General features: G+C 59.8%; 11 protein-coding genes. 8 read left to right on the top strand and 3 right to left on the bottom strand.

Going from position 1 to position 12,913, the window contains the following annotated elements; translation table 11 throughout:
* Positions 1-111 precede the first annotated feature (111 nt).
* From AACY19_RS21970 to pncA, 4 genes are all read left to right on the top strand, one after another.
* A complete protein-coding gene (locus tag AACY19_RS21970) occupies positions 112-645 on the top strand; it encodes a tetratricopeptide repeat protein (RefSeq protein ID WP_339453712.1) in 534 nt (177 codons plus the stop codon).
* A gap of 63 nt (positions 646-708) precedes the next feature.
* Positions 709-1,194, top strand: a complete 486-nt coding sequence (locus AACY19_RS21965; RefSeq protein ID WP_445262320.1) for an RNA polymerase sigma factor — start codon at positions 709-711, stop codon at positions 1,192-1,194.
* Complete coding sequence (locus AACY19_RS21960) at positions 1,191-1,949, top strand: anti-sigma factor family protein (protein WP_339453711.1); 759 nt, start codon at positions 1,191-1,193, stop codon at positions 1,947-1,949. The genes AACY19_RS21965 and AACY19_RS21960 overlap by 4 nt, the downstream gene beginning before the upstream one ends.
* Before the next feature lie 52 nt (positions 1,950-2,001).
* On the top strand, positions 2,002-2,628 hold the full coding sequence (gene pncA / locus AACY19_RS21955; protein ID WP_339453710.1) for a bifunctional nicotinamidase/pyrazinamidase: 627 nt from the start codon (positions 2,002-2,004) through the stop codon (positions 2,626-2,628).
* A gap of 24 nt (positions 2,629-2,652) precedes the next feature.
* On the opposite strand, the gene AACY19_RS21950 is transcribed toward pncA, so the two are convergent.
* On the bottom strand, positions 2,653-3,954 hold the full coding sequence (locus AACY19_RS21950; protein ID WP_339453709.1) for an ATP-binding protein: 1,302 nt from the start codon (positions 3,952-3,954) through the stop codon (positions 2,653-2,655).
* 4 nt (positions 3,955-3,958) lie between these two features.
* On the bottom strand, positions 3,959-4,660 hold the full coding sequence (locus tag AACY19_RS21945) for a response regulator transcription factor (protein WP_339453708.1): 702 nt from the start codon (positions 4,658-4,660) through the stop codon (positions 3,959-3,961).
* 275 nt (positions 4,661-4,935) lie between these two features.
* Here AACY19_RS21945 and AACY19_RS21940 point away from each other — a divergent pair, with 275 nt between their 5' ends.
* From AACY19_RS21940 to AACY19_RS21925, 4 genes are all read left to right on the top strand, one after another.
* A complete protein-coding gene (locus AACY19_RS21940; protein WP_339453707.1) occupies positions 4,936-6,093 on the top strand; it encodes an efflux RND transporter periplasmic adaptor subunit in 1,158 nt (385 codons plus the stop codon).
* 15 nt (positions 6,094-6,108) lie between these two features.
* Positions 6,109-9,207, top strand: coding sequence for an efflux RND transporter permease subunit (locus AACY19_RS21935; RefSeq protein WP_339453706.1), 3,099 nt, complete (start codon positions 6,109-6,111; stop codon positions 9,205-9,207).
* 136 nt (positions 9,208-9,343) lie between these two features.
* Positions 9,344-9,985, top strand: coding sequence for a DUF1345 domain-containing protein (locus tag AACY19_RS21930; RefSeq protein WP_339453705.1), 642 nt, complete (start codon positions 9,344-9,346; stop codon positions 9,983-9,985).
* 97 nt (positions 9,986-10,082) lie between these two features.
* On the top strand, positions 10,083-10,955 hold the full coding sequence (locus tag AACY19_RS21925; protein ID WP_339453704.1) for a hypothetical protein: 873 nt from the start codon (positions 10,083-10,085) through the stop codon (positions 10,953-10,955).
* Positions 10,956-11,149: 194 nt separating this feature from the next.
* Here AACY19_RS21925 and AACY19_RS21920 read toward each other — a convergent pair.
* Positions 11,150-12,913 (bottom strand): autotransporter outer membrane beta-barrel domain-containing protein (locus AACY19_RS21920; RefSeq protein ID WP_339453703.1); only part of this gene is annotated, 1,764 nt, incomplete at its 5' end.

Here is a 12,913-nt window from a genome sequence, read left to right as displayed (position 1 = left end):
GCATAGCGCCGGAATTTGTGCCTGACTTGAACAGTCACTGACAAAAGCAATGAATAAAATTTCACCCTGTGGTGTTCAAAGTGAAACATAACCCCCTGTGGAGCCTTGCCCATGACAATCCGTTCCGTTATGTTCGCCGCCCCGTTGCTGCTGGCCGCCGCGATGTCCAGTCATCTGGCGTTTGCCAACGGTGATGAAGACGAACCCGTGCAGAAGCCCGAATGCCCCAAAGGCCAGGTCTGGGACAGCAAATCGCAAAAATGCGTGCTGCAAACCAGCAGCCTGTTGCCGGACGCAGACCGCACCGATTACGCCTATCGTCTGGCGAAGGCCGGTCGCTATGAAGAGGCGCTGGCGCTGCTCGATACCCTGCAACAACCGAACACCGCCAAGGCCCTCAATTATCGCGGTTATGCCACGCGCAAACTGGGACGCACCGACGAAGGCATCGGCTATTACCTGCAATCGGTGAAACTCGATCCACAGTACGCACAGGTACGCGAATACCTCGGCGAAGCCTATGTGATCAAAGGGCGCGTCGACCTGGCGCAAGAACAGTTGCAGCAGATCCAGTCGATTTGCGGCACGTCTTGCGAGGAATATCTGGACCTGGCTGAAGCCATCAACGATTCAACGAAAACCTGACCTTAACAGGTGGAGACGATCATCCTCAGCGATCAGGCCTTCAGAGCCGAACTCGGACAGCATCTGGCGCGTTTGTGGCGCTACGGTTTGCTGCTGTCGCGCAACCGGCACGTCGCCGAAGATCTGGTGCAGGCGACCTGTGTGCGCGCACTGGAACGCTCTCGCCAGTACGTGGCCGGCACGCGCATGGATCGCTGGTTGCTGAGCATTCTGCATTCGATCTGGCTCAATGAAGTGCGCGCGCGCCGGGTGCGCCATGGCTCGGGGCACGTCGATGCCGACACGCAACTGGCGTTCGACGGTGAATACGCCGCGCAAACCCATGTGATGGCCACTCAAGTGATCCGCCGCGTCGATGCGCTGCCGGAAACCCAGCGTGAAACGGTGTATCTGGCCTATGTCGAAGGCTTGTCCTACCGCGAAGTCGCCGAGATCCTGCAAGTCCCGATCGGCACGGTAATGAGCCGTCTAGCCACGGCGCGCCTGAAACTCGCCGAATACCCGCCCTTGCAAGCGGTGCCGAAAACCACCGAAGGAGACCGTTCGTGAACACACCTTCGGACGAACAACTGGTGGCGTACCTGGATGACGAACTGGACCCGGGATATCGCAGCCAGCTGGACACGGCCATCGCCGATGACCCGCTGCTCAGCCTGCGCGTGCAATGGCTGGCGCGCAGCAACCTGCCGTTCAAGAACGCCTATGACGAACTGGTGCAACAGGCACCGCTGGATCGTCTGCAGGCACGGCTGGACGCCATTCCTTCTGCGCAAAGTCCGGGGGTGAGTCGGCGCTGGTTTATCGGCGGCGCGGCGGCAGCACTGGTGGCTGGCGGCGTACTGGCCGACCGGTTGTTCCTCGGCTGGCAGGCGCAGCAAACGCATAACTGGCGCGCTCTGGTGGGCGACTACATGGCGCTTTACGTGCCGCAAACCCTTGACCACTTGCCGACTGACGAAGCGACGCAACGGGCGCAACTGCGTAGCGTCGATGCACGTCTGGGCCTGAATCTGTCACCGGCAACCTTGAAATTGCCCGGCGCCGAGTTCAAACGGGCGCAGTTGCTTGAGTACGACGGCGTGCCGATTGCGCAAATCGTCTATCTGGATCATCGACACGGGCCGCTGGCCTTGTGTGTGACCCGCTCCAACAGCGGCAGTCAGCCATTGGCCAACGAGCGCCGGCACGGGATGAACGTCGTGCATTGGGCCGAGCGCGAACACGCGTGGATGCTGATCGGCCATGTGCCGACAGCGGATCTGCAGGCACAGGCGCAGTTGTTGAGAAGTCGTTTAAGCGCCTAGCCAGCCTTGTCACTATTCTGGGCAAGTGATTTGTCCAAGGAGGATTGCACCCATGCCGATTTCGTCTCGCACTGCATTACTGGTTATCGATGTTCAGAACGACTTCATCCCCGGCGGCAGCCTGCCGGTGCCTGAAGGTGAGCGGATCGTGCCGTTGATCAACCGGCTCGCGCATCATTTCCAGCAAGTCGTCATCGCTCAGGACTGGCACCCGCCCGGCCACACTTCGTTCGCCTCCAGCCATCCTGGTCGCCAGCCTTACGACGTCATTCAATTACCCTACGGTGAGCAGACGCTGTGGCCTGATCATTGTGTGCAAGCCAGCACCGGCGCCGGATTTCACCCGCAACTGGACCTGCCCCACGCACAACTGGTGATCCGCAAAGGCTGTAACCCGGATATCGACAGCTACTCGGCGTTTCTCGAAGCCGACCGGCGCACCACCACCGGATTGGCCGGCTATTTGTCAGAACGCGGGATCGACACCGTTTACATGGTGGGTCTCGCGCTGGATTTCTGCGTGATGTACTCGGCGCTGGATGCGCGGGCGGCGGGGTTCAATACGTTCGTGGTGCTTGATGCGTGTCGGGCGATTGATCTGGATGGATCGCTGGCGACGGCAATTGAGCGGATGCAAGCGGCTGGAGTTGAGTTGATTCAGTCCAGCGATCTGATCTGATCCCACAAAGGCATCGCCGGGTTCTCAAGCGGTTGTCGGCAACCACAACCGGAACCGCGCCCCACCCAGCGGTGAACTCTCCACCGTCAACGTGCCGCCCTGCGCTTCCAGTGCGCGGCGGCTGATGGCCAGACCCAGACCAAACCCGCCGGTGGCCCGATCACGGCTGCGATCCAGTCGATAAAACGGCTCGAAAATCCGCTCTCGCTCGTCATCGGGAATGCCGATACCGTCGTCATCCACCCAAATCTCACAGCCCTCGGCATTGACCTGCACACCGATCTGAATGCGTTTTTCGCAATAGCGCATGGCGTTGCGCAGCAGGTTCTGGATGGCTCGAGCGGTCAGGCGTGGGTCCAGCGCAAAGCGTTCGAGCTGACCGTGCAGCAGAACGTCGATGACGATTTCCGGCGATTCCAGTTCTTCATCGACGCTGCCGAGAATACTGTCGATGAATTCATCCAGCGAGACTTCGATTTGCTCAGGCAGTTGTGCCGGGTTCTGCAAACGGCTGTAGGACAGCAGCTCCAGCACCAGCTCATCCAGTTCGCGGATATGCGCGACCAACCCCAGCAAACGTTCACGACTAGGGGCCGGTAAATCATCGGACAGCGCCAGCGCCAGACCGAAATCCAGGCGCGTCAGGGGCGTGCGCAGTTCGTGGGAGACCGCATTGAGCAGATCGCGTTGTTGATTCAGCAGATTTTCGATATCACCGGCCATGGTGTCGAAGACATTGGCCAGGCTGCCGATGTTCGAGCTCGGCGTGATATTCGTCCGTTCGCCGAGATGGCCCTTGCCAAAGCGTTCGGCGGTGCCCTTGAGGCGTTCCAGATCGCGCCAGTGCGGTCGCAGCCAGAGCAGCAGGCATGCCAGCAGGCTCGCGCCGATCAACACGTTGATGCTCCAGTACAACAGATTGACGTCCATCGGGTCCGGTGGCACGACCATTTGCACGGCGGTTTCGTTGTCCAGCGGCGTGACCGCCAACGTGCGCCAGCCCCAATCTCCAATGCGCACGACGTTTTCGCCACGGCGCAAACGTTCCTGTTCGAGCGCGGTGAAGTCGGCACTGTCAATGCGGGCCAGCACGATGTGCAGCGGTTGAAAATCCTTGTCCATCGACGCAGCAAGTGCCGGCCATTGCTCATGCGGTGCGGCATGAAACTGCTTGGTAATCAGCGATTGCAGGCCGCGTGAGTAGTCGAGGTTATAGGTGACGAAACGCTCGCGGAACGCCATGACCACCAGATCCGGCACCAGATAAATCGCCGCGCTGTAAGAGACGATTGTCACCAGATACAGGCGAAAGAGGATGCGAAACATCAGCTCAGCATTCCCACTCGGAACGGCTGAACAGATAACCCTTGCCCCACACGGTCTTGATCTTGCGCGCCTCACCGGCATGGTCGTCGAACTTGCGACGCAGCTTGGAAATCGCCACGTCCACCGAGCGGTCGGTGCCGTTGAATTCGATACCGCGCAGACGTTGCAGAATCTGGTCACGGCTGAGCACTTCGCCGGCGTGCCGGGCCAGCACCACCAGCAGGTTGTATTCACCGCTGGACAGTTCGACCGGCTGATCGCGCCAGGTCACGGTGCGTTCCGACAGGTCGATGCACAGGTTGCCCATGAGGATGCGGTCGTTGGCGGTCATTGGCTCGCTGAGACTGCTGCGGCGCAGCAACGTGCGCACCCGGGCCAGCAGCACACGCGGTTCGCAAGGTTTGGTGACGTAATCGTCGGCGCCCATTTCCAGGCCCAGCACTTGATCGTGGCTGTCGTCGCGGGCCGTCAGCATCAGAATCGGCAGCGTCGCCGAATCGGCTCTGAGCAAGCGACAGACTTGCAGGCCATCAAGCCCCGGCAACATCAGGTCGAGAATCACCAGATCCGGTGGATTGAGCCGCGCCCGCTCACGCACGTGGTCACCCCGGCCAATGACGCTGACGGAATAACCGTTGCGTTCGAGGTAGCTGGAAATCAATTCGGCGAGGGCGGTGTCGTCTTCGACCAGGAGGATGTTGGGCATGGAGGTGTTCCAGATATTGCTGTGGTGGATGTCAGGCCGCTTTCGCGGGCAAGCCCGCCTCACAGTCGATTTGTGATCGACGCAAATCAACTGTGGGGCGGGCTTGCTCGCGAAGAGGGCCTGACTGTCACAAAAGAACTCAAGACCAGAAGGATATACGCCCTCACCCGTCCCTGAGCAAAACCCTTACACAATTTCACACAGCGCCTACAAAGCTTCACCGCTAACCTGCGCGTCTGGTCGTAGGATGCGGCCATCAATATTGGGGGTTGTACATGTCGAACAAACTGCTGGCCGGGCTCGGCCTGATCGCAATGGCGCTGACGCTGAGCGCCTGTGACTCATCCTCGAACGCCGAAGAGCAGGCACCGCCAGCCACGGTGCGCATCGAGACCATCGAAACCCATCCTCTGTCGATCAGCAGTGAACTGAGCGGGCGCATCGCCGCACCGCGTATTGCCGAAGTGCGGGCGCGGGTCGCAGGCGTCGTGCTGCAACGGACTTTCCGCGAAGGCAGCGACGTCAAGAAAGGTGACGTGCTGTTCCGCATCGACCCGGCTCCGTTCAAGGCTGACCTCGACAGCGCCGAAGCCGCGCTGCGCAAAGCCGAAGCCAACGCGTTCCAGGCAAAATTGCAGGAACAGCGCTACGCGCAGTTGATCGATGACAAGGCCATCAGCGCTCAGGACTACGACAACGCCCGCGCCAACGCCCGGCAAACCGCTGCCGATGTGGCCGCCAACAAGGCAGCGGTCGAACGCGCGAAGCTGAATCTTGGCTACGCGACAGTCGTCGCACCGATTTCCGGGCGGGTCGGTCGTGCGCTGGTCACCGAAGGCGCGCTGGTCGGGCAGAACGAAACCACGCCGCTGGCGCTGATCCAGCAGCTCAACCCGATCCACGCCGATGTCACGCAGTCGACCCGCGAACTCAACGCACTGCGCCGCGCCTTCCGTTCCGGGCAGTTGCAGCAGGTCGGTCAGGATCAGGTCAAAGCCACGCTGATTCAGGACGACGGCAGCCTTTATCCGTTGCCGGGCAAATTGCTGTTCGCCGACATCACAGTCGACCCGGGCACCGGCCAGATCATCCTGCGCAGCGAGTTTCCAAACCCGGATCTCGATTTGCTGCCGGGCAGCTTCGTCCGCGTGCGTCTCGAACAGGCGACCCTTCAGGACGGCATCACCGTGCCCCAACGTGCGGTGCAGCGTGACAGTGCCGGCGTGGCGCAAGTACTGACCGTCGATGAGCAGATGCGCATTGCCGAGCAACCCGTACAGCTGGGCGCCGTGCAGAACGACCGCTGGATCGTCACCGGTGGTCTGAAACCGGGCGACCGCATTGTCACCGAAGGCCTGCAACACGCCCGGCCCGGCGAAAAAGTGCAGATCGACGACACCCCTCTTCCACTTGCCCAGACTTCTGGTCAGTAAGCAGGACGCTTTTTTATGCCGCAGTTCTTTATCGACCGCCCGGTGTTTGCCTGGGTCGTCGCCCTGTTCATCCTGTTGGCCGGCGCCCTCGCCATCCCGCAGTTGCCGGTGGCGCAATACCCCGACGTCGCGCCGCCGCAGATCGAAATCTATGCCGTGTACCCCGGCGCATCGGCGCAGACCGTCGACGAAAGCGTGGTCAGCCTGATCGAGGAAGAGCTCAACGGCGCCGATCACCTGCTCTACTTCGAATCGCAAAGCAGTCTCGGCAGCGCCACGATCAAAGCCACGTTCCAGCCGGGCACCAACCCCGAACTGGCGCAGGTCGACGTGCAAAACCGCCTGAAAGTGGTCGAGTCGCGCCTGCCGCAAGCGGTCAACCAGCAAGGCCTGCAGGTGGAGAAGGTGTCTTCCGGTTTCCTGCTGCTGATCACCCTGACCTCCAGTGACGGCAAGCTCGATGACGTGGCGCTCAGTGATTATCTGGCGCGCAACGTGATGAACGAGATCAAGCGTCTGGATGGCGTGGGCAAGGCGCAACTGTATGGCGCCGAGCGGGCCATGCGTATCTGGGTCGACCCGCAGAAACTCATCGGCTTCAACCTGACCCCCGCTGACGTCAACGCCGCCATCGTCGCGCAGAACGCCCAGGTATCGGCCGGCAGCATCGGCGACCTGCCGAATCCGTCCAGCCAGGAAATCACCGCGACGATACTGGTCAAGGGTCAGTTGTCGACGCCGCAAGAGTTCGCCGACATCGTGCTCAAGGCCAATCCGGACGGTTCTACCGTGCGCATCGGTGACGTCGCGCGTGTCGAGATCGGCAGTCAGGAATACCAGTTCGGAACGCGCCTCAATGGCAAGCCATCCACCGCTGTCGGCGTGCAACTGTCGCCGGGCGCCAATGCGCTGAACACCGCGACGCTGGTGCGGGCGAAGATGGATGAGCTGTCGCGTTATTTTCCGGCGGGCGTGGAATACAAGATTCCCTACGACACCTCGCCGTTCGTCAAGGTCTCGATCACCAAAGTGGTTTACACCCTGGGTGAAGCGATGCTGCTGGTGTTTGCGGTGATGTTCCTGTTCCTGCAAAACGTGCGCTACACGCTGATTCCGACGCTGGTGGTGCCGGTGGCGCTGATGGGCACCTTCGCCACCATGCTGGCGCTGGGCTTCTCGATCAACGTGCTGACCATGTTCGGTATGGTGCTGGCCATCGGCATTCTGGTGGACGACGCCATCGTCGTGGTGGAAAACGTCGAACGCATCATGGCCACCGAAGGCTTGTCGCCCAAAGACGCCACGCGCAAGGCAATGACCCAGATCACCGGGGCAATCATCGGCATCACCCTGGTGCTGGTGGCGGTGTTTATCCCGATGGCCTTCATGCAGGGTTCGGTCGGGGTGATCTACCAGCAGTTCTCGCTGTCGATGGCCACCTCGATCCTGTTCTCGGCGTTCCTCGCCCTGACGTTGACTCCGGCGCTGTGTGCCACGTTGCTCAAGCCGATTGCCCAGGGCGAGCATCACGAAAAGTCCGGGTTCTTCGGCTGGTTCAACCGTCGTTTCGAGCACCTGACTGATCGCTATCAGGGCTGGGTGGGTTATGCGCTGAAACGTACCGGGCGCTACCTGCTGATCTACGGGATGCTGCTGATCGGTCTGGGCCTGTGCTTTGCCCGGCTACCCTCCTCGTTCCTCCCGGTGGAAGATCAGGGCTACACCATCACTGACATCCAGTTGCCACCCGGCGCGACCAAGAACCGCACGGTGCAGGTGGCCGAACAACTTGAGGCACATAATGCCGGCGAGCCGGGGATCAGTGACAGCGTGGTGATTCTCGGTTTCAGCTTCTCCGGTAGCGGGCAGAACGCAGCCTTGGCATTCTCGACGCTGAAGGACTGGTCGCAGCGCAGCAGCGATGATTCCGCCGGCTCGATTGCTGATCGCGCCAATATCGCCTTGAGTCAGATCAAGGACGCCGTGGCCTTCGCCGTGCTCCCGCCGCCCGTGGATGGTCTCGGCACGTCGAGCGGTTTCGAGTTCCGCCTGCAGGATCGCGGCGGCCTCGGCCACGCGACACTGATGCGTGCGCGCAGCGAGTTGCTGGCGGCGGCGGAAAAAAGCCCGGTGCTGATGAATGTCCGGGAAAGCGCCCTGGCCGAAGCGCCGCAGGTGCAACTCGAAGTTGACCGCAAACAGGCCAATGCGCTGGGCGTGTCGTTCGCCGACATTGGCAACGTACTGTCCACTGCCGTGGGTTCGAGCTACATCAATGACTTCCCCAACCAGGGACGCATGCAGCGCGTGGTGGTGCAGGCTGAAGGCGATCAGCGCAGTCAGGTCGATGATTTGCTGAGGATGCACGTGCGCAACAACAACGGCAAAATGGTTCCGCTGTCGGCGTTCGTCCAGGCCAAATGGATTCAGGGTCCGGCACAGCTGACCCGCTATAACGGTTATCCGGCCATCGCAATTTCCGGCGAACCGGCACCGGGACACAGCACCGGTGAGGCCATGGCGGAAATCGAGCGGCTGGTGGCACAAGGGCCGAAAGGCCTGGGCCAGGAATGGACGGGGTTGTCGCTGCAGGAACGCCTGTCCGGTAGCCAGGCGCCGATCCTGCTCGGTCTGTCGCTGCTGATCGTGTTCCTGTGTCTGGCGGCGTTGTACGAGAGCTGGTCGATCCCGACCTCGGTGCTGTTGGTGGTGCCGCTGGGTGTGCTCGGTGCGGTACTGGCGGTGACGTTGCGCGGGATGCCCAACGACGTGTTCTTCAAGGTTGGCCTGATCACCATCATCGGTCTGTCGGCAAAGAACGCGATTCTGATCATCGAATTCGCCAAGAGCCTGTATGACGAGGGCCACGACCTGATCGATGCGACCCTGCAAGCTGCCCGCCTGCGCCTTCGGCCAATCGTGATGACGTCGCTGGCCTTCATCCTCGGCGTGGTGCCGCTGGCCATTGCTACCGGCGCCAGTTCGGCGAGCCAACAGGCCATCGGCACCGGTGTGATCGGCGGCATGATCACGGCCACCCTGGCAGTCATCTTCGTCCCGGTGTTCTTCGTCGTCGTTATGAAGCTGGTACAACGCTTCACCAAGCCCCACTGATGCCCTCGCACTAGCTGCCGCAGGCTGCGATTTTCTGATCTGGGACAACATCAAAAGATCGCAGCCTGGGGCCGCTCCTACAAAAGCACGTTTGCGTGCGCTAAGGTGCAGGGATTGAACGTCACGATGAGTCAGCATGCGCCTCCTCGCCCGCACCCACCCTCGCCTCTCTGCCGCCGCCCTGCTCGGCCTTGCCACCGGCCTGCTGGTCCCGGCTGATTCAATCGTCAGCAAAATCCTCATCGGCTGGAATGCCGGGGTCTGGACCTACCTGATCCTGATGTTCTGGCTCGCCATCCGCGCCAAAGCCCCAGACGTCAGGCGCATTGCCGAGGTCGAGGATGAAAACGCCGGGCTTGTGCTGTTCGTTGTCTGCATAGCCGCCCTGGCCAGCCTTGCCACCATTGCCTTGGAACTGGCCGGCAGCAAAGACCTGGAGACCACACGCAAGCTCATTCAGTACGGTTTTACCGCCGCGACCGTGATCGGTTCATGGCTGCTGATCGGGGTAATTTTCTGCGTGCACTACGCGCGGATGTTCTACACCTGGGACGGCAAGGAACCGGCGCTGCGTTTCGCCGAAGGACTGACAACCCCCAATTACTGGGACTTCCTGTACTTCTCATTCACCATCGGCGTGGCGGTACAAACCGCTGATGTCGGCGTCGCGACGCGGGATATTCGCAAGATCGTCCTGGCGCAATCGCTGATCGGCTTTGTGTTCAACACCGCGATCCTGGGCTTCTCGATCAATATCGCCGCTGGTCTGTTTGGCTGACATACCTGTCAGGTCTGACAGTTATGCAGATCAGCGCTTCGCCGTACCCTCAGAGCTTCGAGATTCCGCTCGGTGGATCGAGTCACGGAGACGTGCGATGGAAAACATGATGCAAGCCTATGTCAATTATTTTGTTGTCGATTATGTTGGCGATAGCGAATTCGCAATAAGGAAAATCGACAACCAATTCAGAGTGACTTCCCGTGATGTTCTGGGTGATACCGGTAGTCACTACATTGACTTTTATATACCCGACAGCATTGCCGACGATGGGACGGAACAGACATTGGTGTTGGTGAGCAATCCGGATGGATCACCTGCACAGGCAAGAGCTGTATATGCCCGTTACATTTCGGGTGGAGCGAGTACATATATCTCTTCAAGCGGCACACTCACACTGAGCTACGACTGGAAACTTGCCCGTATGCGAGGCACATTCGAATTTGCGTTCCGGCTGGCCGGACAACTGCACATGGTAGAGCGTGGCTCGTTTGATATCACTGGAGTCTCCGATGGCCTGTCTGACAAGGCGGAATTCAAACGAGTTGCGATTACCGCCGCTGACATCGAATCTACGGCAACTGCCAGCGGCACCTTCAAGGCTTTCAGTCATTGGGGTAGCTTCACTGCGGATGAAGTCAGCAGGAAGTTCAAGGCAATTCCTCCGGATAATGAGCAGTACTGGGAACTTGTCGGTCGCATGGAAAAAGACGGCGACTTACCACCTTTGCCTGCACAAATCACTGTTTTCTTCAAAGAGGACGTGGGGCCCGGTGTACACGACTTGAAGGATAACGAGGATGTCTGGATTACTTACCTCAACCGCGGTGTGATCTATCAAGCCAGTGCCGGCACCCTGAGCATTATCGATCACCCCAAAGACGGTCGGGCGACAGGTACGCTATTGGCATCCTTCCCGGGCGACGGCGGCGATGGCCTCGTCAATGGCGAATTTGATATTGCCGATTAGCGCGGCCCCGTCACCACGTTGATAGCCGCGGCCACTCAAGGGTGACCGCGGTTTTACAATCGTCTGACCGAATGCCACCTTTCCCGTGAATCCTGCGTCCTCAGCAGCCCATGACCAAGACGCCAAGCTGTTTCCTTCACGCAAAAAAATGCCCCGACAACGTCGGGGCATTTTTTTGTTTAACAGAGGGCTCGTCAGAAGAAATAGCTTACTCGAAGGCTGCCACTCCAGTCCTGACTGACCGTTGAGCCTTTGCTGCCGCCCACCTGGCCGGAGACCTGCCATGTGCGTTGCGCCGGTGTCCACTTCAGTCCGGCGCCATATTCGATGGAGCTGCTGGCGCGGTCGTCATCGAAACCTTCGTCGTTGATCTTGACCTCATTGGACTTCACGAACTCGTGGTTGACTGCGGTCGACAGGCTTGGCTCCAGCAGACTGCCGTTTTCCAGCGTGAAGACCCGACCACCACGAACACCCACCTTGCCCTGGAAGGAGCGCATGGTATCGACGTCGACCCTCAGACCGTTGTCGAGGCGGTAGTCATCGCTTTGAGTGACGCCCATGGAGAGCTGCACTTGCGGCTCGACGAAGTAGTCGTCCTTGAGGCGTACATGTTTGCCAACCGCCACCGACCCACTTGCACCCAGCGCTTTGTAATCACCCTTGGCGCGGGAACCGTCACTCATGGACACCTTGGCTTTATTGTCGAACCGGTTGACCTTGGCCATGAGATTGACGAACACACCGCTCTCAACATCGAAGGTGCTGCCATAAGCACCGACACTCAGGCTATCGACAATCGCGTTGGAGCCGTATTTCAGATCGATGTTGGTACGGCTTGCGCCGACGAACCCGCCCACGACCCAGTCGCGGCCGCCCAGGTCAACAACGGAGTCAGCACCACCGGTGATACCGGTCTGATTCTGCGTATAGCCATCGCCATAAGCATTGTCGACGCTGTACTGGTTGCCATAGCTGCGAACCCAAACGCTGTTGCTCAGTTTCACCGAGCTGTCATCCATAGACCGTAACGAGGCATCCGGGCGAATGCTCAGACTGCGGTCGCCCAGTTGATCACTGAGCATCGCCGCTTCGGCGTTCAGGACGCTGCGGGCACTGCCGGCCAGAGCCAGTGCGGTGTTACTCGAGGTGCTGACGGTTTCCTTGTCCGGATTCAGATATAAACCCTCACCTTCCTTGGCCAGTCGGTAGACGAATGCACCCGCGTCCACGGTCTCACGACCGCCGAGGGAGAAGCTCGCATCGCCGGCCGCGATATTGCCGATTTTAACCGCTTCAGCCGAAACCGGTGTGGTGCCTGTGGCAGAGATTTTCAACTGATGTTGCCCGCTCGCGTTACCGGTGACGTTGAGAAAGTCGGTTTGGCCGTCGCCCAGGTCAGTGCCCATGACAAACGTGCCGTTGCCGGAAAGATCCCCAATGTTCAGTTGCTGGAACTGCTCGTTAGTACCCATTTGCACTACACCGCCATTGAAGGCGAGCCTTTGCACACTAGCGTCAGCGGTCATCAGCCATCGTGAGGCAGTGTTGATATTGACGTTGCTCGAGTTGTTGATCAGCCCGGTCAGTAGCGAACCGTTATCCAGAAGCACGCTGCCGTCGGTGGCCGCGTTGACGTCACCGGTCATGCTGCTGCCATTGTTCAACACCAGGCTGGAAACGTTTCCGATATTGCCAAAAAGCTCAGAACGATTGTCCAGCGACACGTTGCCGGTAGTTGCCGCGCTGACGTCACCCGTCAAGCGGCTGCCATTGTTCAATACCAGGCCGGAAACATTGTCAACATTGCCATGCAGTACAGAACCAGTGTCCAGCGATACTCGACCGTTAGTATCCGCGCTGATATCACCGGTCACGCGGCTGCCATTGTTCAACACCAGGCTGGAAACGTTTCCGATATTGCCAAAAAGCTCAGAACGATTGTCCAGCGATACGCG

It is taken from the genome of Pseudomonas sp. EA_5y_Pfl2_R50 (assembly GCF_963970475.1).
GTDB lineage: Bacteria > Pseudomonadota > Gammaproteobacteria > Pseudomonadales > Pseudomonadaceae > Aquipseudomonas.
Note: the sequence above shows the minus strand (reverse complement) of the source record. Positions and strands in the feature narration are given on the sequence as shown.